Origin of the sequence: Nostoc sp. LEGE 06077 (assembly GCF_015207705.1) — a bacterium.
Lineage (GTDB): Bacteria > Cyanobacteriota > Cyanobacteriia > Cyanobacteriales > Nostocaceae > Nostoc_B.
Map to the genome: position 1 here is coordinate 23,490 of NZ_JADEWI010000014.1, position 24,549 is coordinate 48,038.

At 42.6% G+C, this 24,549-nt stretch carries 17 protein-coding genes; 11 read left to right on the top strand and 6 right to left on the bottom strand.

The window, feature by feature from the left end:
- The first annotated feature begins 25 nt into the window (after positions 1 to 25).
- Positions 26 to 3,745 (top strand): hydantoinase B/oxoprolinase family protein, encoded by a 3,720-nt coding sequence (locus IQ244_RS12040; RefSeq protein WP_193894137.1) that lies wholly within the window; start codon positions 26 to 28, stop codon positions 3,743 to 3,745.
- Positions 3,746 to 3,785: 40 nt separating this feature from the next.
- On the opposite strand, the gene IQ244_RS12045 is transcribed toward IQ244_RS12040, so the two are convergent.
- Positions 3,786 to 4,028, bottom strand: a complete 243-nt coding sequence (locus IQ244_RS12045) for a hypothetical protein (RefSeq protein WP_193894387.1) — start codon at positions 4,026 to 4,028, stop codon at positions 3,786 to 3,788.
- 987 nt (positions 4,029 to 5,015) lie between these two features.
- Between IQ244_RS12045 and IQ244_RS12050 the strand changes: the two genes are divergently transcribed.
- The 5 genes from IQ244_RS12050 to IQ244_RS12065 all read left to right on the top strand — a co-directional run bounded on the left by IQ244_RS12050 (position 5,016) and on the right by IQ244_RS12065 (position 15,046).
- The gene (locus IQ244_RS12050; RefSeq protein ID WP_193894140.1) at positions 5,016 to 7,397 is read left to right on the top strand and encodes a glycoside hydrolase family 31 protein; all 2,382 of its coding nucleotides are present in this window, start codon (positions 5,016 to 5,018) and stop codon (positions 7,395 to 7,397) included.
- A 180-nt stretch (positions 7,398 to 7,577) separates the two neighbouring features.
- Positions 7,578 to 11,450, top strand: coding sequence for an ATP-binding protein (locus IQ244_RS12055; protein WP_193894143.1), 3,873 nt, complete (start codon positions 7,578 to 7,580; stop codon positions 11,448 to 11,450).
- Positions 11,451 to 11,736: 286 nt separating this feature from the next.
- The gene (gene glgP / locus IQ244_RS12060; protein WP_193894147.1) at positions 11,737 to 13,950 is read left to right on the top strand and encodes an alpha-glucan family phosphorylase; all 2,214 of its coding nucleotides are present in this window, start codon (positions 11,737 to 11,739) and stop codon (positions 13,948 to 13,950) included.
- A 165-nt stretch (positions 13,951 to 14,115) separates the two neighbouring features.
- Positions 14,116 to 14,238, top strand: a complete 123-nt coding sequence (locus tag IQ244_RS32985) for a hypothetical protein (protein ID WP_265578931.1) — start codon at positions 14,116 to 14,118, stop codon at positions 14,236 to 14,238.
- 10 nt (positions 14,239 to 14,248) lie between these two features.
- Positions 14,249 to 15,046, top strand: a complete 798-nt coding sequence (locus IQ244_RS12065) for a Tab2/Atab2 family RNA-binding protein (protein WP_193894150.1) — start codon at positions 14,249 to 14,251, stop codon at positions 15,044 to 15,046.
- Between the two features lie 27 nt (positions 15,047 to 15,073).
- Here the strand turns inward: IQ244_RS12065 and IQ244_RS12070 are convergent, their stop codons facing one another.
- Positions 15,074 to 15,358 (bottom strand): DUF2470 domain-containing protein, encoded by a 285-nt coding sequence (locus IQ244_RS12070; protein WP_193894153.1) that lies wholly within the window; start codon positions 15,356 to 15,358, stop codon positions 15,074 to 15,076.
- 217 nt (positions 15,359 to 15,575) lie between these two features.
- On the opposite strand from IQ244_RS12070, the gene IQ244_RS12075 reads away from it, so the two are divergent.
- Positions 15,576 to 16,334, top strand: coding sequence for a metallophosphoesterase family protein (locus IQ244_RS12075; protein ID WP_193894156.1), 759 nt, complete (start codon positions 15,576 to 15,578; stop codon positions 16,332 to 16,334).
- Between the two features lie 31 nt (positions 16,335 to 16,365).
- Here IQ244_RS12075 and IQ244_RS12080 read toward each other — a convergent pair whose 3' ends face one another.
- The gene (locus tag IQ244_RS12080) at positions 16,366 to 17,217 is read right to left on the bottom strand and encodes a M48 family metallopeptidase (RefSeq protein WP_193894159.1); all 852 of its coding nucleotides are present in this window, start codon (positions 17,215 to 17,217) and stop codon (positions 16,366 to 16,368) included.
- Positions 17,218 to 17,545: 328 nt separating this feature from the next.
- On the opposite strand from IQ244_RS12080, the gene IQ244_RS12085 reads away from it, so the two are divergent.
- Positions 17,546 to 18,079, top strand: a complete 534-nt coding sequence (locus IQ244_RS12085; protein ID WP_193894162.1) for a DUF4330 domain-containing protein — start codon at positions 17,546 to 17,548, stop codon at positions 18,077 to 18,079.
- Between the two features lie 46 nt (positions 18,080 to 18,125).
- Here IQ244_RS12085 and IQ244_RS12090 read toward each other — a convergent pair whose 3' ends face one another.
- Positions 18,126 to 19,019, bottom strand: coding sequence for an alpha/beta fold hydrolase (locus IQ244_RS12090; protein WP_193894165.1), 894 nt, complete (start codon positions 19,017 to 19,019; stop codon positions 18,126 to 18,128).
- Positions 19,020 to 19,629: 610 nt separating this feature from the next.
- On the opposite strand from IQ244_RS12090, the gene IQ244_RS12095 reads away from it, so the two are divergent.
- Both IQ244_RS12095 and IQ244_RS12100 read left to right on the top strand, forming a co-directional pair.
- Entirely contained in the window at positions 19,630 to 20,205 is a 576-nt protein-coding gene (locus tag IQ244_RS12095; RefSeq protein ID WP_416209771.1) for a hypothetical protein, read from the top strand.
- A gap of 148 nt (positions 20,206 to 20,353) precedes the next feature.
- Positions 20,354 to 21,133 carry a hypothetical protein gene (locus tag IQ244_RS12100; RefSeq protein ID WP_193894171.1) on the top strand — a complete coding sequence of 260 codons (780 nt, stop codon included), beginning with the start codon at positions 20,354 to 20,356 and terminating at the stop codon, positions 21,131 to 21,133.
- A 26-nt stretch (positions 21,134 to 21,159) separates the two neighbouring features.
- On the opposite strand, the gene ftsE is transcribed toward IQ244_RS12100, so the two are convergent.
- The gene (ftsE, locus tag IQ244_RS12105) at positions 21,160 to 21,909 is read right to left on the bottom strand and encodes a cell division ATP-binding protein FtsE (protein WP_193894174.1); all 750 of its coding nucleotides are present in this window, start codon (positions 21,907 to 21,909) and stop codon (positions 21,160 to 21,162) included.
- Positions 21,910 to 22,297: 388 nt separating this feature from the next.
- A complete protein-coding gene (locus IQ244_RS12110) occupies positions 22,298 to 23,053 on the bottom strand; it encodes a WecB/TagA/CpsF family glycosyltransferase (protein ID WP_193894177.1) in 756 nt (251 codons plus the stop codon).
- Positions 23,054 to 23,711: 658 nt separating this feature from the next.
- On the opposite strand from IQ244_RS12110, the gene IQ244_RS12115 reads away from it, so the two are divergent.
- Positions 23,712 to 24,428: a response regulator transcription factor gene (locus IQ244_RS12115; protein WP_193894179.1), complete on the top strand. Its 717-nt coding sequence runs from the start codon at positions 23,712 to 23,714 to the stop codon at positions 24,426 to 24,428.
- The last annotated feature ends 121 nt before the right edge of the window (positions 24,429 to 24,549 follow it).

Genomic DNA, 24,549 nt, shown 5'->3' on the forward strand with positions numbered 1-24,549 from the left:
CAAAATCGGCATAAAGGAATTTACTATGACTGGGGCATCACCATCTTCGGCGCGTTGGGAATTCTGGATTGATAGAGGCGGGACGTTCACGGATATTGTGGCGAAGCGTCCTGATGGGGAGTTGGTAATTCACAAGCTGCTGTCAGAAAATCCCGATCGCTACACCGATGCAGCAGTGCAAGGAATTCGGGAACTGTTGGGAATTGCGGCTGATGCGCCAATTCCAGGCGATCGCATTGCGGCGGTGAAAATGGGAACAACTGTGGCGACAAATGCCTTATTGGAGAGAAAAGGCGATCGCACTGTTCTTGTAATTACTCAAGGATTTCGGGACGCTTTACGCATCGGTTATCAAAACCGCCCCGACATTTTTGCCCGTCAGATAATTTTGCCGGAAATGCTGTACGAACGGGTGATTGAAGTAGCCGAACGTTACAGCGCCCAAGGTGAGGAATTAATTCCGTTGAATCTTGATGCTGTGCGTCCGCAATTACAAGCGGCATACAATGATGGGATTCGTTGTTGTGCGATCGTTTTCATGCACGGCTACCGCTACACCGCCCATGAAAAGCAAGTTGCCACTTTAGCAAAAAGTATTGGATTTACGCAAGTTTCTGTATCTCATACAGTCAGCCCTTTAATGAAATTAGTTAGTCGGGGTGATACGACGGTTGTTGATGCTTATTTATCACCGATTTTGCGGCGATATGTTGATCAAGTCTCCCATCAACTCAATAACGAACAAACCACAAAACTAATGTTCATGCAATCCAACGGCGGACTAGCGGATGCAGAGAACTTTCAAGGTAAAGACAGTATTTTATCTGGACCGGCGGGTGGGATAGTTGGGGCGGTGCAAACAAGCCGGATGGCTGGATTTGGCAAGATTATCAGCTTTGATATGGGCGGTACATCTACCGATGTGGCTCATTACAATGGCGAGTATGAACGCACCTTTGAAACGGAAGTCGCCGGAGTGCGTTTACGAACTCCGATGATGGCAATTCATACCGTTGCAGCTGGTGGCGGTTCAATTGTCCAGTTTGATGGTTCGCGGTATCGAGTGGGGCCGGAATCTGCGGGGGCGAATCCTGGCCCGGCTGCTTATTCTAAAGGTGGGCCGTTGACGGTGACTGATTGCAATGTGATGGTGGGTAAGTTGCAACCAGAGTTTTTCCCCAAGGTGTTTGGGGTGAATGGGGATTTAGCCTTAGATGTAGAGGTAGTGCAGCAGAAGTTTGGGCAATTAACTGCGGAAATTGGAGATGGGAGAACAGCGGAAGAAGTCGCTACGGGTTTTTTGGCGATCGCAGTTGATAAGATGGCGAATGCTATCAAAAAAATCTCTCTTCAGCGTGGTTATGATGTGTCGGAGTATACTTTATGCTGTTTTGGTGGCGCTGGTGGGCAACACGCTTGTTTAATTGCTGATGCTTTGGGGATGAAGCAGGTGTTTATTCATCCATTCGCGGGGGTGTTGTCTGCTTATGGTATGGGTTTGGCAGATGTCAGAGGGATTCGGGAAAAGTCGATAGAAGCGGTTTTGAGTGAGGGTTTGCTGGCTGAGTTGGCATCTGAGTTGGGGGCGTTGGTGGCGGAGGCTATCAGGGAAACGAACCGCAGAGACACAGAGGACGCAGAGAGAGGAGAGACTGATACACCCTTTTTAGATGTTTATCGCCAGGTGCATCTCAGATATGAGGGGACTGATGCGCCGTTGATTGTGAATTTTGGCGATCTGGCAATGATGCAGTGTCAGTTTGAGGAGTTGCATCGTCAACGATATGGGTTTATTGCGGCTGAAAAGCGGTTGATTGTGGAAGCGGTGGCGGTTGAGGTGGTGGCGAAACATGATGCGCCGGAAGAGAAGATAATTACACGTAGAGATGAGCAAAACCCTGTAGCGGTAGCGACCGTACAAATGTATACTGCTGGTGTATGGCAAACGACACCTGTTTATCAACGCCAAGATTTACAACCAGGAGATTGTATTGCAGGGCCAGCAATTATTGTAGAGGCGACAGGTACAAACGTTATAGAACCAAATTGGCAAGCGGAATTAAATACACGCAATCACTTGGTTTTAAGCAGACACTCAAAACTCAAAACTCAAAACTCAAAACTCAGCACTCAGCAGGGGCTAAACGCCCCGCTACCGCTAACAGCACTCAGCACTCAAAAAGATCCGGTAATGCTGGAGATTTTCAATAATTTGTTTCGGGCGATCGCGGAACAAATGGGTATAACCTTACAAAATACGAGTTCCTCTGTCAACATCAAAGAACGGCTGGATTTCTCCTGTGCAATTTTTGATGGTGCTGGAGAATTGGTAGCGAATGCGCCTCACATTCCCGTGCATTTGGGTTCGATGAGTGAAAGTGTGCAAGCTTTAATTACCAACTATGGCGACACTATCAAACCCGGTGATGTCTTTGTCTCAAATAACCCCTATAACGGTGGGACTCATCTACCAGATATTACCGTTATCACCCCAGTCTTCCCCCACTCTCGGTTGGTGAGCGAAGCCGAACCACGCCCACTATTCTACGTTGCCTCACGGGGACACCATGCAGATATTGGCGGTATTACCCCCGGTTCAATGCCACCCAATAGTACAAATGTGGTAGAGGAAGGCATATTAATCGATAACTTCCAGTTAGTTAAGGCAGGTCAATTCCGTGAACCAGAATTAGTAAGCTTACTTACCTGTGAACCTTATCCTGCAAGAAATGTTACCCAAAATTTAGCAGATTTGCAAGCACAAATTGCTGCAAATAAACGTGGCGTACAAGAACTATTAAAGATGGTAGAACACTACAGTTTAGAAACTGTACAAGCTTACATGGCTTTTGTGCAAGATAATGCGGAAGAATCAGTACGCCGTGTAATTGAAGTTTTAAAAGATGGCAATTTTAGTTATACTTTGGACAATGGTAGTATTATTCAAGTTGCAATTACTATTAACCGAGATAAACGCAGTGCAAAAATTGATTTTGCTGGCACCTCAAATCAGCAAATAAATAATAACTTTAATGCTCCATCAGCAGTTTGTAAAGCAGCAGTTTTATATGTTTTCCGCACATTAGTTAATGATGATATTCCTTTAAATGCCGGATGTTTGAAACCTTTAGAAATTAACATACCTGAAGGTTGTATGTTAAATCCTCGTTACCCGGCGGCTGTGGTGGCGGGAAATGTAGAAACTTCCCAAGCAATTACCGATGCTTTATATGGCGCGTTGTGTGTTTTAGCTGCTTCCCAAGGAACAATGAATAATTTTACTTTTGGGAATGAATGCTATCAATATTATGAAACCATCTGCGGTGGTTCTGGTGCTGGGGCAGATTTTGCTGGTACAGATGCAGTTCAAACACACATGACAAATTCGCGTCTCACAGATCCAGAAGTATTAGAATGGCGTTTTCCTATACTTTTAGAAAATTTTGCTATTCGTAAAGATAGTGGGGGTAAAGGACATCATCATGGTGGAAATGGTGTCATTCGCCGCTTGCGTTTTCTAGAACCAATGACAGCCGCAATTTTGTCAAATCATCGCATAGTTGCACCTTTTGGTTTATGTGGTGGTGAAGACGGGAAATTAGGGCGAAATTATGTGAAAAGGTGTGATGGAACTGTTGAAGATTTAGGGAGTAAAGCTGTGGTGGCGATGAATATTGGTGATGTGTTTGTGATTGAAACACCCGGCGGTGGTGGTTATGGTTTTGCTGATAATATTAATTATTAATGAATGAGAGGACGATTCAAGCGATCGCCTCTCCTTTACCTTAAATTACCGCTGTCTGACGTGGACAATCAAACACCACGACAAAGTTAGCATCGGGTATGAGTTGGCGTAAACTTTGCACATAACCATCTGCATCAGAACGACTGCGAAATCTCGCAACTGTTACTCGTTGCATATCTGGAAATAAACGCGCAACAATCCAAGAATTTAAACGTTCTTTGTAGGCGATCGCCTGAGTCTGAGTTTCTAAGGCGAAATGTTTGTAATTGCTGTTTTGTGACATGATTAATTTATCCATACGCAGTCTCATGAAGGGCGTTAGCAAGTCTCTTGGCGGGGATGCTAACGCCTCTTTTATAAGAGGTGAACCTAACACTACATCAGTTTTCAATTGTCAAACTTTAGCGCCAACTAGTTATAATTCCCAATCAAATACAACAACGTACACGATTACGAATTACATTGTGCTTTATCTTCAATTTGCAACTGGGAGAAAGGTAGAACAACACCAAAAATAGAGATACGGTAACTATTTTGCTGGCGGGATTATATCAATGCACTGAATAAGAATTTATCCAAAGACTCCAAGCATCTATGTCGGTTCAAGATACTTAGCCTTGTTTGAATATTATCTGAATAAAAAAGTTGCTGTTTTATGAGCAAGCGATCGCATCCTCTCACACCAGACATAAATCAGTCCTCTCCCCTGCGAGAGAAGACAAAAAATTTTATGCCCTGCTTAACTTTCGAGAGAGATTAATCTGGGCGATCGCTGAATATGCAAAAAATAACCAATACAATTTGATAACTATCAGTAGGCTGGGCGTTTCTAGTAAAATTCTCCATCATCCTCGGATATCTCGCTTAATGCCCACATTACAGATACATCAGTTTTTTCCAAAAATAAATCTGAGTCTCGTATATATACAAAAGGGAGAAAGAAAAAGAAAGCTGCAATTACAAGTTTCCTTTTCTTTCTCTGCCTTAGTTTGTCTTCAAACCTTTGCTTTGATTTTAGAATGTAAATTTACATTCTACTGAACTCCTTATGCTATTACCTTAAACCGGAAACTTGCTTGGATGTATCTATAACATGGCAGAGATGCTAAGTCTACTTTTGTGGGGATGCGATCGCTAAAATAATCAATATGATTAAGGATGAGTTTGCTTTATAGCAAAAATTGTTAATTAAAGTTTCAATTTTAAATTTCACAAATCCGATTAATTTTGAAAAACTGCAAAACTCCTGTTGCTAAAAGACTTATATATCATGCCGCAATACTTTGGAAAACTCCCCACCACAAACCAACCTTGGAAAACAGTTGGCGCAGTGGAATTGGTAAACAAAAATGAACGTACGATTAATTTTGCTGCTGGTGATTCCCGCCTCAGTCTTAGCATACTAGCAGCAAATTTAATCAGAGTGCGCTTTACCCCCGCGGGCGAATTTTTACCCCGTCGTTCTTGGGCGGTAACAGTGGATGATAAAGACTGGGAACAAGTACCATTTGAGATCAAGGAAACTGGGGAAAATTTAGAAATTACAACAGAAAAAATTCGCATCTCTATCCAAAAGCAAAATTGTCATCTTACCTGTTTTGATTTAGCTGATCGTCCTTTTGCCGAAGATGCAGATATGGGTATTGGTTGGCGTTTAGGTGGAGTTGCTAGTTGGAAAAAAATTGCCGCCGATGAACATTTCTATGGTTTTGGTGAACGCACAGGCTTTTTAGATAAACTCAGTCAAGTTAAAACAAACTGGACAGTTGATGCGTTAGATTACGATGCAATCACCGACGAAATGTACCAAGCAATTCCATTTTTTCTGGCGTTGCGTCCCTATGTCGGCTACGGCATTTTTTTCAACACAACTTTCTGGAGTCAATTTGATCTCGGTGCAGCCCAACCGAGTGTGTGGAAAATGGAAACTCGCGGCGGTGAGTTGGATTATTACATTATCTACGGCCCTGAACCTGGGGAAATTCTCCGCACCTATACTCAGTTAACAGGGCGAATGCCTTTACCGCCAAAATGGGCATTAGGATATCACCAATGTCGTTGGAGTTATGAATCAGAAATTGTGGTGCGGGAATTAGCACAGGAATTTCGTCAGCGGCGCATTCCCTGTGATGTGATTCACCTAGATATCGACTATATGCGCGGTTATCGCGTCTTTACTTGGAGTCCTAACCGCTTTCCCAACCCAGCACAATTAATTGCTGACTTAGCAAAAGATGGCTTTAAAACAGTCACAATTATTGATCCTGGCGTAAAGTATGAACCAGAAGCTAATTATCACGTTTTTGACCAAGGATTAGCCAACGATTATTTTGTCCGAAAAGTTGATGGAAGGCTGTTTCACGGTTATGTTTGGCCGGAAAAAGCCGTCTTTCCTGACTTTATGCGGGCTGATGTGCGTCATTGGTGGGGAAATCTGCACAAAAACCTCACAGATATTGGTGTTGCGGGTATTTGGAATGATATGAATGAACCGGCGATTGATACTCGTCCCTTTGGGGATGGTGGGGAGAAAATTTGGTTTCCTTTAGATGCACCACAGGGGGAAGTGGAGAATTTGGCAACTCATCAAGAGGTGCATAATTTGTATGGGTTGATGATGGCCAAAGCTTGTTCGCAAGGGTTACAACAACATCGTCAACAAGAACGCTCCTTTGTGTTAACTCGTTCTGGTTATGCTGGTATACAGCGTTGGTCTTCTGTGTGGATGGGGGACAACCATTCTTTGTGGGAACATTTGGAAATGTCCTTACCCATGCTTTGCAATATGGGACTTTCGGGTGTGGGGTTTGTGGGTTGCGATATTGGCGGATTTGCGGGAAATGCGACGGCGGAATTATTTGCCCGGTGGATGCAATTAGGAATGCTTTACCCCTTGATCCGCGGTCATTCTGCTATGTCTACAGCGCGTCATGAGCCTTGGGTATTTGGCGATCGCACCGAAAATATCTGTAGAGAATATATTAATCTGCGTTATCAGCTTTTGCCTTATATTTACAGTTTATTTTGGGAAGCTGCCACTACTGGCGCACCAATTCTCCGACCATTACTCTACCATTTTCCCAATGATCCGCAAACCTACACCCTTTATGATCAAGTTCTTTTAGGCTCTGCACTCATGGCTGCACCCGTTTACCGTCCTGGTGTGGAACATCGAGCCGTCTATTTACCCGCAGGTACTTGGTATGACTGGTGGAGTGGCGAATGTTATCAAGGCCCAACTCATATTTTGGCTGATGCACCCTTAGAAAAAATGCCCCTTTATGTGCGTAGTGGTGCGGTAATTCCGATGCAACCAGTGATGCAATATGTGGATGAATTACCACCTGATGAAATTCGCTTGCGGGTTTGGCCTGGTAATGGTGAATATAATTTCTATGAAGATGATGGACAAACATTCGAGTACATCAATCAAAATTTTTCCCTCAGAACCATTAACGTCTTGACAGATACAAATCAAACAATAGTCAACATTAGTAGTACCAGGGAGGGAAAATGGCTACCGCCACAGCGACAAATAATTGTGGAACTTGTAGGTGTAGGTCAACAGCAATTTTTAGATGATGGTCAATCCAAAAATTTATCATTTTCAGGAAATTATTTAGGCGGGAAGGAAATAAAGAACAGGAAATAGGAAAGAAGCGATTCAGGTAGATCTAGCTTCGCAAAAATAAAATAAGAGTTCTATTATAGATAGGTGAAAAAATCGCTAATTTATCTTTATCTCAGAGAGGAACAATAAAAGATGTAAACCTACAAAACATCAAAATATTCGCACGCTAGTCTAGTTAAAGATGCGGTTACAAAAATATCAATGTTAAAGATCAACCGCTTGCAACTGCAAGATATACGAAATTCAATATTGGTCAAGGTTGCAGCCGCGATCGCCATCCTCGCCGGTAGTTTTGTACTATTTGGGTGGATGTTCGACATTGAATTTTTTAAAATGGGTAACAACCCCAGGCTGTTCAGAATGAAGGCCAACACAGCGCTGGCTTTTATCTTATTAGGTCTGTCGCTGTGGCTGTCACAAATCACCAAAAACAAGCAGGCTGATGTTGATTTTAGACAGAAACTCAAGGGCAGACGACAAGTTATTTATTTGTGCTTGGCTAGAGGATTGAGTTTAATTCCCATAATTATTGGCTTACTCACAATTATTCAATATTTATTTGGCGGGAATTTAGGAATTGACCAGCTACTATTTCGAGATACACAAAATTCTTTGTTGACATCTTATCCAGGTAGGATGGGATTTAACACAGCGTGTAACTTTTTCTTTTTGGGCTGTGCTTTAGAACTTTTGGCTGATCCAAAAAGCGATCGCCGCTTTTGGTATAGCCAAATTCTCACTCTCATGGCTGGCGTGATTTCTTTAGAAGCGCTGATCGGCTACACCTACGATATCAAAATTCTCTACAGTTTCTTCCCAAACGGGACTCCGATGGCATTACACACAGTATTAATCTTCAGTGTGCTGTGTGTGGGAATTCTCTGGTCAGAAACAAACCAAGGATTCATGCGCGTCATTACCAGCGAAAGTTATGGGGGTTTACTAGCGCGTCGTTTATTAATAGCAGCGATCGCTGTACCTTTATTATTAGGCTGGTTAATTATTCAAGGTCAGCGAGCCGCATATTATGACCCAGCTTTTGCCATAGCGGTGTTTGCACTAATCCTGATTATTATCTTTGCCCTGTTGATTTGGCAATGTGCCGCAGTTGTGGAACGCCTCTGGTGCAACAACGAACGCACGCAAACAGCCTTGAGAACCTATGAAGAAAAACTCAAAAGTCTCGTAGATGCTAACGTTATTGGGATCTTATTTGGTGATGTGTACGGTAATATCCACCAAGCCAATGATGAATTTCTGCGGATGGTTGGTTATACACGAGAAGATTTACTCGCAGGTCAATTACAGCGGGACAAACTCACACTACCAGAGTATCAGCATTTAGATGAACAAGCGATCGCCCAAGCCCAGGCGAGTACTAATGGCGCTTGTACACCATATAAAAAAGAATATCTCCGCAAAGATGGTAGTCGCATCCTCGTGTTAGTCGGCTACGTATTAGTGGGAGACCAACATCAAGAATCGGTAGCCTTTATTCTCGACTTAAGCGAACGCCAACAAGCACAAGAACAAATTCTGCAACTCAATCGAGATTTACAACGGCGAGTTGTGGAGTTGCAAACCTTATTGGATGTGATTCCCATTGGCATTGGCATTGCAGAAGATCGTGAATGTAGAAGAATTCGTGTTAACCCTTGTTTAGCCAAGCAACTGGGTATCTCCACCGATGTCAATGCGTCTCTCACTGCACCTACCGAAGAACGACCCACAACATTTAAAGTTTACTACGAAGGTCGAGAACTGTTACCAGAAGAACTACCCATGCAGTATGCAGCTGCACATGGTGTAGAAGTTCTCGATTTTGAATTGGATGTGGTGCATAACAATGGCCAAGTCACCAAGTTGTTAGAATATGTTGCCCCTTTATTTGATGAAGAAGGTAACAGTAGAGGCTGTATTGGAGCATTCTTAGATATTACCAGTCGCAAACAAGCCGAGGAATTACAGCAGCAGCAACAAAAATGGCTGGAAGATGTGTTAAACCTTATGCCCAGACCATTGCTACTGATCGAACCAGAAACAGCAAGGGTAAAATTTGCTAATCGCACCGCCAACGAATTAGCTGGAGGCGAATTTCCCCAAGATATCCCAGCCGAAGATTATCACACAGCCTACTATTGCACAGATGCCGCAGGCAACCGCATCCCCAACGAGCAAATGCCAGGGGTACGAGTTGCCCGTGGAGAGCGTTTGCATGGTGTAGAAATGGACTGGCATACTAGCCAAAGGGTTTATTCCTTATTGATATTTGCAGATACACTGCCGGCTATGCACGGTTATCCAGCAACCTGTGTGTTGGTATTCCAAGATATTACTCAACTCAAGCAAGTAGAAAAAGCATTATCCCTAGGAAATAAAAGACTGCAACTACTATTTAGTACAGCCAGCGCCCTTTTATCTAGCCAGCAACCTGTGGCGTTGATTAACAGTGTTTTCTCTCATCTTCAAGAACAAATTAGTTTAGATGTTTACTTCAACTATTTAGTTGAGGATAACTCTCAGGTCATGCGTTTAGCTTCTTATCGAGGCTTTGGTGCAGAACTAGCCAAAAAAATTGAGTTTTTAGAATTTGGGCAAGCAGTCTGCGGGACTACAGCCCAATGTCGGCAACCAACATATCTCGAAAATGTTCAGCAGTCAACTGACCCCAAAACAGAATTAATTCGTTCTTTAGGGGTGAATGCTTATTATAGTTATCCATTAATTGCACAAGGTCAGTTGTTTGGTACCCTTTCCTTTGGTAGTTGTCGGCGGCATTTCTTCACCGAAAATCAAAGAGGGATGATGCAGGCGATTTGCGACCAAATTGCGATCGCAATGGAAAGGGCAAGTTTAATTACTTCTTTGCAGCAGCAAACTGAGCAGTTGCAACAAGCCAACCGGATGAAAGATGAGTTTTTAGCCATACTTTCTCACGAATTGCGATCGCCCCTCAATGCAATTCTCGGTTGGGCGCAACTACTCCGCAGCCGAAAACTGAGTGATCACCAAATTGCCAAAGCCCTAGAAACCATTGAACGCAATGCGAGAATGCAAACTCAGATGATTGAAGACTTACTCGATATCTCCCGGATGATTAGGGGTAAGTTAAATCTCAAAGTTTTTACGTGCAATCTGATCAACATTATTGAATCAACTATTGAAACGGTGACTTTAGCCGCCCAAGCTAAAGAAATTGAGTTGCAATTTTCGCAGATTCATCATGGGGAAGCACCGCACAACGACAGCCAATTTTTAATTTCTGGTGATAGCGATCGCCTACAGCAAATTATGTGGAATTTGCTCTCCAATGCCATTAAGTTTACACCCCAAGGCGGGAGAGTAGAAATTCAAATTTCCCAGATTATGGGGCAGATTTCGGAAGTCGCACAAATTCAAATCATTGATACAGGTGTAGGCATTCAGCGCGAGTTTCTGCCTTATGTCTTTGATCGCTTCCGTCAAGCCGACAGTTCCAGCACCAGGGCGCACGGTGGTTTAGGATTAGGTTTAGCAATCGTCCGGCACTTAGTAGAATTGCACGGTGGGACTGTAGATGTCGATAGTCCAGGAGAAGGGCAAGGTACGACTTTTACCGCCAAATTACCCTTACTTGTGTCGAATAAAGAAGTTGTTTCTGCGCCAATGAGCCTACCGGAAGCAGACAGTGAGATTGTACCTGGGTCTCCCTCCCTAGCTGGTGTGCGAGTACTAGTTGTAGACGACGAAGCCGACACCCGCGAATATATGACCACAGTATTGCAACAATGCCAAGCCCAAGTACAAGCCGTTGGTTCAGTTAAAGAAGCATTACAAGTAATTGCTCAGTGGAAACCCGATGTATTAGTCAGTGATATCGGTATGCCTGGTGAAGATGGCTATTCATTAATTCGCCAATTGCGATCGCAATCTCCCGAACAAGGTGGTAAAATTCCCGCCGCCGCTTTAACCGCTTACGCTAGAGCCGAAGACCGAATGCGTGCGATTCAAGAAGGTTTTCAACTCCATTTACCTAAACCGATTGAACCTGTGGAATTAGCTACAGTAGTTGCCAGCCTTGTCGGTAGAACTTGAAAGTGATTTATCCGCAATAACGTTGCAAGAAAAATTAATAATACTGAAATTTTTGTAACCAAAAGTGATGCAAATTGATGAGAAAAATTCGGTAAACCAGGGATAATACTACAAAAGTCAAAGAAAAAAGCATCATTAATATTGGCAAAGTATTGATGACAAAAGCTGCTTCGTCTTCAGGGGAGAATTCACAAATGAGGACTCCGGCGCAATCAACCTGAAGGGAATGACATGGCAGCAGATGATCAGTGAAATCGCAAAAGTGAAGAGAGAATTTAAGACTTGTATGGCTAACAGCAGTGTAATGACCGCATCGATACGTTTAAGCGAAAAGATGCCTTTTCCCCTCAAGCGTTTAGCAGATTTAGCTTATAACTATTGGTGGAGTTGGAGTAGCGATCGCATATCCTTATTTCAAACCATCGATCCCCAAGAATGGGAACGTTGTGGACATAACCCAGTGGCAATTTTAGAGTCAGCCAGTTACGAACGCCTGACGCAACTAGCGGAAGATCCACTTTACCTTAAACAGATTTCCGCCTTAGTCCGAGAATTTGACCAATACATGGCACAGCAAGATACTTGGGTGAGTCGAGTCGCACCGCAAGTTTCTGCTGAACACCCTATTGCTTATTTTTGTGCTGAATTTGGCATCCATGAATCTCTACCCGTTTACTCTGGTGGGTTGGGTATTTTAGCCGGGGATCACCTGAAATCCTCTTCAGATTTGGGTGTACCGTTGATTGGCGTTGGCTTGTTATATCGCCAAGGTTACTTTCGCCAACGTTTGAACCGTCAAGGTTGGCAAGAAGATTATTATCTGGATAATCCCTTCCAGAGAATGCCCCTAGAGTTAATTAAAAACGAGCAAGGGGAACCAATCACCATCCAGATAGAAATTCGTCAACGACAAGTAAAAGTTCAAATTTGGCAAGTACAAGTCGGGCGAGTAACTTTATATTTACTAGATAGCGATCGCCAAGACAATGATCCCATCGACCGTTGGCTCACAGGCCATTTATATGGCGGTAATTTAGAAACTCGCATCGCCCAAGAAGTTGTTTTAGGAATTGGTGGCGTTAGGGCGTTAACCGCCTTGGGAATTAAACCCTCTGTACATCACCTCAACGAAGGACACGCCGCCTTTTGTACCCTAGAAATTGCCCGCCAAGAAATCGAACGTACAGGTAAATCCTTCTACGATATTGAAGCCAGCGTTAAGAAAAGTTGCGTATTCACCACCCACACACCGGTTCCCGCAGGTCACGATGTTTTCTCCCCTGATTTAATCGACTCATACTTTGCCCAATACTGGCCGCAACTGCGACTATCCCGCGAACAATTTTTAGCCTTGGGTGCTAGACGACTAGGCGACCCTTGGGAACCCTTTGGGATGACCGTTTTAGCCTTGCGGATGTGTCGTGCTTGCAACGGTGTAAGTGAACTACACGGCAAAGTCTCCCGCAAAATGTGGACAGTCCTCTACCCACAACATACAGAAGACACAGTACCCATTGGGTACATTACCAATGGTGTTCATGCACCCACTTGGACTGCACCTTTACTGGCAGACTTATATGATGAGTATTTAGGTAAAGACTGGAAAAATAATGCCCTTGATCCCCAGATGTGGGCGAAAGTTGACGACATTCCCGACACAGAACTTTGGACAAGACATCAAATACTCAAAGAAAGACTCATTGCCTACACTCGTTATAAAGTCAAAAAATCACGAGAACAACGGGGTGAAGATTATCAAAGTATTCAAGCCGTTGATAACTTACTTGACCCGAATATTCTCACCATTGGCTTCGCCCGACGCTTTAGCCCTTATAAACGGGGTGATTTAATTTTACGGGATGCCGAACGGGCTGTGAAGATTTTTGGCAATGCCCAACGTCCAGTGCAAATTATCTTTGCAGGAAAGGCGCACCCAGCGGATGAAGAAGGTAAACGCATTATCCAACGCTTGATGGAATGGTGCCATAATTCGGGGATTATCAACCGAGTTGCCTTTATTGAAGATTACGACATTTACACCGGTCAAAAACTCGTCCAAGGTGTTGATGTTTGGTTAAATAACCCCCGTCGTCCCCTCGAAGCATCCGGTACAAGTGGGCAAAAAGTTTGCTTTAACGGCGGACTGAATTGCAGCGTTTTAGATGGTTGGTGGTGCGAAGGTTATCAAACGGGTGCAGATGGCAAAGGCATTAACGGTTGGGCTATTGGTGAAGATGCTCACACCAGTGATCAAGAATTGCAAGACCGCATCGATTCGCAATCACTGTACCAGCTGTTAGAGTCAGAAATTGTTCCCCTCTACTATGACCAAGATGCTCAAGGTATTCCCCATCGCTGGATACAGATGATGAAAACCTCGATTAAGACCAATGCACCACTGTTCAATACAGATAGAATGATTGCTGACTACGTATCACAGGTGTATGTCCCAGAAATTTCTGCCCGTGTTGAACCAATTTTGGCTAAGGTTTTGCTATAGAGTCTTAAAAGAATCGTAATTTTCCTGGTTCAATAAAGAGGTGGTTAACCCACCTCTTTTTTTGTCAGTTCATAATAGAAATTTTCCGAGTAGATTGCCTTTTTAGAAAAATTTTTCAGCAATTGAGGTTTGTTACGGGTTGTCAAGAAAATTAATGTCCAGCCTATGCAATTCTTAAAAGCGACAAATCCCAGTACCGGGGAAGTGCGTGTTTCTCAAGTACCTATGCGTATTACCTCTGCTATTGAGGCTGTACAGTGGGTAAATAGACACCGCAAATTAAAATAAAGAGTTAGTTATGAAAATTTGGCAAGCTGATTTTTATCGGAGTTCGCAACAGGATGAATCGGGAAAAGTATTGTGGGAGTTGTTGATTTGTGATAAAAATCGCAGCTTTGAATATACAGCTACCTGTCCCCAGTCAGAGGCAAATTCAAGTTGGGTGACAACTCAAATTCAGCAAGCAACAGGTGAAAAATTTCCAGATGTGATTCAAGTGTTTCGGCCACAGTCGTTGAGTTTAATCGAGACAGCAGGACGTAATTTAGGCATTTTGGTGGAACCTACCCGCCGGACTTTTGCCCTCAAACAGTGGTTAGAGGAAAGAAATTCTGCTTTTAGTTTAGAAAAACCTGCACCCTTACCATTACCAGAAAACCTTTGGGGGGAACAGTGGCGCTTGGCAACTTTAGCCGCGGGCGATTTAGAAACAGAATTTAGCGATCGCCCCATTCCGATTTTATCTATGCCAGAATTCCTTAAACCCATAAATCTGGGTTTAGCCTCAACCATACCCGTTCCTGGTGTCGTAATTTATGGTGGCAGACAATCTATGCGTTTGGTACGTTGGTTAGTCGCAGCGCATCCCGTCGCTTTGAATTACATTGCAGGTGCGCCCGATGGTTTAATTTTAGAAGCTGGCTTAGTTGATAGATGGGTATTAGCCACCTTTGAAGATGCTGAAGTTACCGCCGCTGCCAAAGTTTATGAACAGCGTAAACAACAAAGTCGAGGATTGCACTTTTTATTAGTCCAACCCGATGATTCTGGCATGACTTACAGTGGCTTTTGGTTATTACAAACCGAAAGTGATTGAGAAACTAATTTTAGACAGCAATTCTTCCTACTGACCTTGTACCCGCGCCTGTTTGACCATCGCAATCAAAGTTTGATGGGCATCTTCAGCATCAGCTAAAACATGATCAAATTGGATACGTACTGGTGTCGCTTCTCCATTTACTTGTGCGGTTAAATCCATACCCTGGGCATCAATTGACAGCATTTTGGCTGCTGTGGCCTGTGTCACACTAGCAAAAGCTTTTGCATAGAGTAGTATCGCTTCAGCATGATCTTCGTTCATGTGAGTGCAGATGCGTGAGGTAATTTCTGGAGAAAATTGTTCAGACATTGGGCAAACTAAATAAACATAACAGCCTAAATTTTAAGCTAATGTAAAGCCAATTTTTAGTGTTAATGTGTTGTTTGCAGATTTAGCGTGTTTGGTACAGATAAGACTTCAAATAAAATTTAAATTTACTCAAGTAATATTTATCTTTATTTACGGAATAACCAGCGCTTATACTGTAGCAAAAATATTAAACTGATTTTATTCCAGTTAAAAGCAGATGAGCGAAACTAGGCAACGGCGAATAGTTATTGGGGATGTGCATGGCCATTATGAAGGCTTGATGACTCTGTTAGAGGCGATCGCCCCAACATCAGATGATCAAGTTTATTTTCTCGGAGACTTAATTGATCGAGGCCCTCACAGCTACCATGTAGTGAATTTTGTCCGACAGAATAATTATCCCTGTCTGCTAGGTAATCATGAGCAGATGTTGTTAAGTATTCTCACTCAAAAAAATATTCCTCCACAAGCTATGCAAGCTTGGCTATACAGTGGTGGACAAGCTACTCTCAGTAGCTACCAAACGTCTACCATTCCCGAAGACCATTTGGACTGGTTTCAGGCTCTGCCGACCTATCTAGATTTGGGCGACATTTGGTTAACTCACGCCGGATTAGACCCGAATATGCCTCTATCAGAACAAACTGCCGAGCAATTCTGCTGGATTAGAGACGAATTTCACAGTATTGAAAAGCCTTACTTTCCTGATAAGTTAATTATTGTTGGGCATACCATAACTTTTACTTTACCAAACGTTACTCCTGGTAAACTAGCCGAAGGTAGAGGATGGCTAGATATAGATACCGGAGCCTATCATCCCCGCAGTGGTTGGTTAACTGGATTAGATATTACCAATCAGCTAATTTATCAAGTGAATGTTTTTCAAAATAGTCTACGTACCTTGCCCTTAGACGATGGGGTGGTGACAGTTGAGCCTTCCCAAATTAAAGCTCGCCGCCATCCACAGCGAGCGTAGTTTTTGCTTGTCGATTGCACAATAAATAAAATTAAACTAACGGTCGGATATTAGCTCGATAAGCAGCGTTATCCAAGCCATCACGCCTATTACTAGGTTGAGCGTTAATTGCACGTTTAAGATTAGTAATGCGATCGCTTGTCGCCGGGTGTGTACTTAAGAACGTTGGGCCAGAACCACTTTTTAGCAGCTTTTGCATAAAGGAAACCATCCCTGATTGGGCATACCCTGCTCTTGTTAAAGTTCTTAAACCTCTTTTATCAGCATCAAACTCATCTTGACGACTGCGGGGACGGTTGAGCGCTAAGTCTACGCCAATAGCCACCGCTTGATTCCGGTCTAAACCTGCGGCTGTAGCTACACCACTAGCGAGCGCTCTTTGTCGCATTTGTTTAACTAAGTGTTTACCGCCTATGTGACCAATTTCATGAGCTATCACACTGGCTAATTCCGCTTCATTTTCGGCTGTTTTTAATAAACCTGTATTGACATAAACAAAACCCCCTGTAGTAGCAAAAGCATTTACAGCGTTGTCTTCTACCACTTGGAAGGTAAAGGGAAGATTGGGGCGATCGCTATTGGCGGCTAATTTTTGACCAATTTCTTGCACATAACGATTCACCGCTTCATTTCGATACAAACGAATTTCACTACGTAGTTCATCGTTCATCTGTTTGCCAAGTTCTACCTCCTGGCGATCAGATATATTAGACAGCTGAAGTATTTGCGCTCCTTGGAACAACAACGGTAATAAATCTATAGCCCGTCCAGGCGCGGGAGTACTCAGACACAAACTCAGAGCAACTACCACCGACATTATCGGATATAACCAACTACGTCGCCACTGACGATAATTTGCCGAAAAACTTTTCCAAGTCATCATAAGCACTTCTGATAATAGTTTTAGGACAAGCGAAAATAATTAAGACAAAATATGAGACGAAATTATAGCTTGTGAAGTTGCATTTTCATCTTATGACTACGGATGCGATCGCCCATATTCTCCCCAGAGGTATTTATTTGAATGAGGTGATAGCGCGTGTGTAAAGGATTGGCAACTTTACGCCGATTTTTTCAACTCGTGATACACTGTCGCAAGACTGCAACGTCCAGCCATTTTCAGCCTTATTTTCAGTCGGAAAATCTACCGTGTCCCAGATCAATTTTGTTGCTACAATCAAATACTTTGTTTGTCTATAGGAAAAGTTTTTATGGCTATTTTTGATTCTAAAGGTCGCCTGTTCGGGAAAATCAATATTCTTGATTTAGGCGCTGCACTCGTAATTCTCCTAGTCATAGTTGGAATCTTCATTTTTCCCGGAACCTCTGGTTCTGTTGCCCAAGTGGGTGCGAAAACAGTACCCATTGAGGTAGATTTAGCAGTACGAGGCTTGAATGTGCGCGACCCTGAACGCTTGTTTGATAATGGATTTAAAAAAGGCGGAAAAACCAACGTTATTATCCGTAATCAACCTTACGGTCAAATTGGCATTAAATCGGTGCAACTGCTACCAAGAACGATAACCGCGACTCAACCAGATGGTTCTGTGAAAGAATTGCCAGATCCTAGAACTAACAATTTCAGTACAGATATGCTGTTAACCTTGGAAGGTAAAGCTCAAGTCACCGAAAGTGGCCCAGTTTTAGGTAACAGCAAAGTTAAAATCGGTATGCCTTTTGAGTTAGAAGGCTATAACTACAACTTTAATGCCACTGTGATTGATGTGCGTGTGCAAAATAAATAGTGCTGAGTGCTGAGTCAAGTAAAAAGTACTCAGCACTGATTAACTATTAACCATTGACTAAAGGTAAAAACTGGCGAATTAATCCAATGGTGACGGCTGGTAGTTCCAACTGGGGTGTTAATCCTACATCTTCTAATTCTTGAAATACGCGAATTGCTTGGGGGTTCTTTTCTGCCAAACGGCGACCAATTTCGGGGCCAGTAAATTGGGATTTTTGCCCCCAAATCATCGCCGTGGGAGTGGTCAGCTTTTCAATGTCAACGGATAAATCAAAGCATAAGTCACCGCGCACAAAAGATAGTGCCGCATATTCAGCATTCGGCTGCTGGGCAGATTGGAGATAAGCCTCGACAATTTCTTGATAGACTCGACTAGCTTGAGCAAATTGTCTTTGCTCTAAAAAATTGCGAATTCCTGCTTCTGTAGCAATACCCGTACTGTAGAGTAAACGGTCAATAATCGGTACGCTGACCAACTGAGCAAAAAAACTCTGGGAGTAGTCTGTGCCAAAATCAGATAGTCCAGCAGGTGTGGTGAGAATTAAAGACTTGAATAATTCAGGATGAGCGATCGCTACTCGAATTGTCAAGGCAGCGGTCAGAGAAGAAGCGATCACCGTTACTGGTTCGATACAAGTTTGCTGCAAAAATTCCCGAATCGTCGTTAAATAATCATCAATCTGGTAATTCCGCACTGGATGTTCTGATTTACCCCACCCAATTAAGTCTGGGGCGAGAATGCGATATTCACTAGCAAAAGCTGGGTAAACCTTCGACCACTCATAAGCAGAAGAACCACCACCAAAGCCATGTAGAAATACGAGTGTTTCTGGTTTGGCGATCGCTTCGTCCTGCCAAAGTGTGCCAGTAGCAGTGTAATATACCATTCGTCCTAGAGATGTCATGATCGAGCGTTGCTCAAATCCTTGTGCCTGAAGCATATATATAGTTTCTTGTTTGAGTGAGGTATATTTCGTTGAGGTTAGGGGTTAGAGGCTAGTTAGGTTGTACCTTATACAATTGGGAACGGCTACATTTGCCGTTCATTTATCAATACAGCAATAACCGGGAACCAGGTTGAAGATCTTTTCTGGGATGGATTTTGCCGTCAATCCTGTATCTGATGCAAGTGCATCCCGCTAACACTCGCTTCACCCCAAACACACAGTACTTTCATAGGATTTCCGTAAAATAGCCCATTGCTATTATTAGCAAATCCTGAATTTCTTCACCTCTAGCCTTCGCCAGATTAAGCAGATGTAAAATTACTGGCTTACGTGTAAAGATTTAGTGATTTTTTTGTCTCTGATTTGCCGTGTATTTGCTCGGAAATACCCACACAAAAGGCTTTGCTCAAGTAGCCTGTATTACTTTAGTTATATAAGGGTTATCAGTTTTTTATGGTAATCTATCAGAAAACTCACGTAAGTTTTGAGCGTCCAGAATAGTTGAAATACCTAAGATTAACAACGATTCTGCGTTCAACAAAAACAGCTTTAGATATAATTACTTATCTAAATCGTTCTCTAGGTAATGGTAAGGCGGGGCGTTGTGGTAAAGCAGGCTACTCTTCAATCGGATAAAGCACCAACGTTGGCAGATTTCAAAGATGTACTGGACAACTGCGATGTGCATATAGCTTCAGCGTGGCGGGGACAGTTGGCAGAAACTCTCGAAACAGCCAAAGTAGGTATCCCTATTTGTGTGTGTTTAAACTTAGAAGATTTAAAATGTTTTGAATCTGTAGAGACTCAGTATGAGCGTTGGGGTGTAATTTTCCGAAATTCCATCGCCATCCAACCTTCTAATCCAGCATTTCCCACCCATTCTGGTCAAATAGTATTGATGGGTTCACCGAAAAGCGGATTTCTCGAAGCGAGTTTTGTACATCCAGTCAACTATGTTAGTGCTTATGTTACTAGTTCGCAACGGCTAGTAATGTCTGCTTATGATAGCGATCGTCAACTCCTCAGCCAAACAGTACTTCCTGGCGGCAATCTCGCCAATTCTGACTCATCTGTACCTCCAAACACATTATTATCTGTTACAGCGGGTAGCATTCACTTTGTTACCTTTTGTGCGTTTGATGGTCAATTCACCATTGACGACTTTCGTTTTTGTCTCTAATTGGTTCCCTGTTCCTACTTGATGTATGAGTTACAGGTACGCCATTTAACTAAAGACTGACAATAATCAGTAATTTTGTCTTCATCATGCGCCTAATCCCTGGTAAAAGATATATTAGAAAATCTCGTAAACAAATTAGGTAAATACTGTGGCAAAGGCTTCGTTTTCTTTGCAGCAACTCATCAACCAGATACCCAACTGGTCGCTTCCAGCGTTGCAGCCAGGAAGTCCAAAGCAGCAAAATTTCAAGCCTTTTTCCAGTCCAGGAAGTGTTCTTAGCTCCCTGACAATAGTCGTTGCGATGCTTTTATGGAACTGGAAATTGCTATTAGCTCTGATTGTTGGTGTTGGAGTGATGTTAATCACCTACTCAAACCAGCAATGGAACTGGCAACTGCATTGGGGAGAAATTCAGAAATTTCTCAAAGGGCCAAATCGCCGGTTAGTCTTAGCTGTCGGTAGTGGAGGCCTGGCGACTATTAGCACTTATATGGCAGCTACTATCTGGGTTGACTCTCACAGCCCTTGGATGGCTACTGGGGCGATTTTGCAAGGCTTGGGAACTTTATTAACTTTAGTTCTGCTGCTTTGGCAAATTCTCAGTCGTTATACCAATCAAGAACAAGATATCTTTGAGCAGTTGTTACTCAACTTAACAGAACAAGACCCCTTAAAACGGTTGATAGCTGTACGTCGATTGACTAAATTTATTGCTCGTCAGCCAGTTAATGCGGCGCTACAGCAAGAAGTTGCCCAATGTTTACAACTTCTTTTGACTAAAGAGGGAGAAACCATCATTCGAGAGGCAGCCTTTGAAAGTTTACAAACCTTGGAGTGCTTAAATAATCTTTCCTCCAGCACAGCTATGCCTCTAAAACCAGTCAAGTTAAAAGTCCAAACCCAAAAGTCTCAAGTTTTGAACTATTAGCCAACTTCTGCGATAATTTTCCGACTTCATTTCCGAGACAATCTGCCATTACGAACTTGCACCACAGGATGATTACACCGGCGCACCAGTTGTTCATCGTGGGTGGTCACAATAACTGTAGCCCCAAAAGAATTTAACTTTTGCAGAATTTGGATCACTTGCCAAGAATTATCTGGATCTAGGTTTCCTGTGGGTTCATCAGCTAATAGTAATGGTGGTGTCCCGACGATCGCCCGTGCTACACTCACTCTTTGTTGCTCTCCCCCCGAAAGCTGATCAGGAAAACAGTTGGCTTTAGAAAGTAAACCTACCAGCTTTAATGTTGGTTCTAAACGCCGTTGAATTTCCTTGCGAGTGTAACCTTGTGCTTGCAGTACAAATGTTACATTCTCTGCCACAGTCCTTTGGGGAATGAGTTTGTAATCTTGAAAGACAATGCCAATCCGTCGTCGTAACAGTGATAAGCGATCGCCCCGCAAATCTGTGAGATTGCAGTCATTGACAATTACTTCTCCTTGAGTAGGTAATTCTTCACCATATAACAGCTTCAACAGTGTTGACTTACCAGAACCACTTGGCCCGGTAATAAACAAAAATTCTTTCTGTTTCACCTCTAAACTCACATCCAATAATCCATGACAGCCATTGTTATAAGTTTTTGACACAGAGCGTAACTGCACAATGGGAGCATCACTACTGCTTGGCGGTGGAGAAGTACTATCTTTTGCGGGAAGATTTTGATCAGTTTTGACTGGAGTTTTTGTAACGGTTCTCATTTGCAGAATGTATGCACCTAGTTAGAACGAAACATCTAAAAAATGTAAATTTTAAGATTCTCTTAAAAATAAGGATTCCCAGGACACATCTAGGAATCTCAAGTTCAAGAGCAAAAATTAAATTTCTTTGAAGTTTTCCGTACTAACCACAAGAGCCGTAAGTAGGTTGGCGTTAAAAATTATCGTTATGATAAGGCAAAAGGCATAAGGGAAGAGGATTATAGCTTTGCTTACTTTTTTTAACTTAGTTTTGCTTTTTCCCACCGACTTACTTAATCAGAGAGTAGGTATCAATCAAATCCAAAGTCAAAAAAGTTGCCTTATAAGCTTTTTGACTTCACAGCGGTGCTAGTTTTATTTTGATTTTTTCCTTCCTACTCTCGACTCTCTAGGAAATTGCACTTTTGGTAGTCAAGCGGTAAACAAACGCTTTGAGTGCAAACTCTGGTAAAGCTAACATCCGTCGCCAACGCCAAGGTTCTTGATATAACCGATATAGCCATTCCAAATTATTATTGCCCAACCAAGCAGGAGCGCGGGTTTTGCTTCCTGACCAAATGTCAAGACTACCGCCAACACCAATCCAAATTGCTTGGGGACATAAATGACGGTTTTGGGCAATCCATAATTCTTGACGCGGTACTCCCAAACCTACCAAAATGACTTGCGGCTGTAATTGGGTAAGAGTTTGGTGTAGTTGGGCTTCTTCTTCTGGAGAATGATAGCCAGAATGAGTACCAACTATATTTAAATCTGGGGCTTGCTGCTCCCAGAAATCTGCGGCTTTTGTGGCTACCCCAGGTGCGCCGCCATAAAAAAATACTTTTGTCCCTTTTTGTTTTTGTCCAATTTCTCGCAGTAATGTCTCTGCTAGTTCAATTCCTGGACAACGTTGAACTTTTTGCCAAAAAAGCCACTGCAAATACAAAACAACACCAGCGCCATCGGGTATGACTAACTCAGCATCGTGAATTACCTTAGCTAGTGCGTTGTTTCGCTCTGCTTGCATAGTCATTTCTGCATTCAGCGTTACTACATGAGTACCTCTGCTGTGTTGCAGGCATTCTAGCAACCAGCCTGGATAGTTACTCATGACATGAACTGGTATTCCTAGTACCGAAAATACTTTAGGCGGTTTTGACATAGCCTATTCTTGATTAGCCTCACATCACACCAGATTGTCTCGAACGATAGTTTATCAAATATTTTAATAAGTCGCCTAGGCAATTTCGGGCAAATATGAGTGAGAAAATTACACAGATAAAAGTCTTTCAGCCCTTTTGCTGAGAGGATAGTACATGAGAAAGTTGTGATATATACCCAGATTTTTTGGGGATAAAAATTTCTAATGTTTAGACCTTCTGGTATCCTATTGATTTGCGATGTTTCATAATTAACCTTGATTAGAATGGGATTTTTACTAACGATCGCATTCTGCTCATCAATAATGAGTGGTAGACAAGTATGAATCTATCGTAAGTCAACCAGTATACTCATAAAAAAGGAGGTTAGCTTTTACATAACCTAAGTAAGTTTGCTTACCAGTCAAAATATTTAACAAAATATAACTCATTGGGGACAGTACTTGTATCTCTGGTATAACCAGAGCAATTTTAATATTCTAGGGAAATGCTCTTGGGGAATTAATTACTCACTCAGTTAGTAAAACTACTAAATACTAGGCTTACCTAGGCGAAACTTCTATATTTATTTTTTACGAATGTTTTTCAATGACAATCTACTAAGATTTTTGCATTAACTCGGTTTGACAGTTCAGTTAGTTTAACGGGCGGAAGTTGACAATGAGTAAAATTCGGATTGTTTTGATCGAAGATCATGACCTCACCCGTGTTGGTATTCGGACAGCACTACAGCAAAAAGAAGAGATTGAAGTGCTAGGCGAAGCAGGCAATGCTGCGGAAGGCTTAAAATTGTTAAAAATCTTACAACCAGATATTGCGATCGTCGATATTGGCTTACCCGATAAAGATGGTATCGCACTTACCAAAGAAATTAAAGCTCTTGCCACAGGAGAAGATGCCACAAAAGTGTTAATTTTAACACTTCGAGATAATAAAGAAGCCGTGCTGGCAGCTTTTGCCGCTGGGGCAGACTCTTACTGTATGAAAGATATCAAGTTTGATAATTTGCTAGAAGCAGTTCGAGTTACGTACAATGGCAACGCTTGGATTGATCCAGCGATCGCCAGAATTGTGTTACAACAGGCACAACAAAATTCCTCTAAACAGGAACCGGCTCTAACAGACAACAAAAATATCCCCCAAAATCAAGGCACTGGGGAAAGTGAGGAAATAATTGACCCTTATACCCTGACAGAACGAGAGTTGGAAGTGTTACAGTTAATTGTCGAAGGTTGTAGCAACGCAGTTATAGCTGAACGACTTTATATTACCGTTGGGACTGTAAAAACACATGTCCGTAATATTTTAAATAAGCTATGCGCTGATGACCGTACCCAAGCAGCAGTTAGAGCTTTGCGTTCTGGGTTGGTTGGATGAGGTTATTTTAGGGTGTAGCAACCCTGAAATAAATTGAGGAAGCAGTCAACTTTGAGTAAATTTCTCATTTCAAAGTGGGCAATTTCTATAGATTAAGCCTAGCTTTTTATTTGTTTGTAGG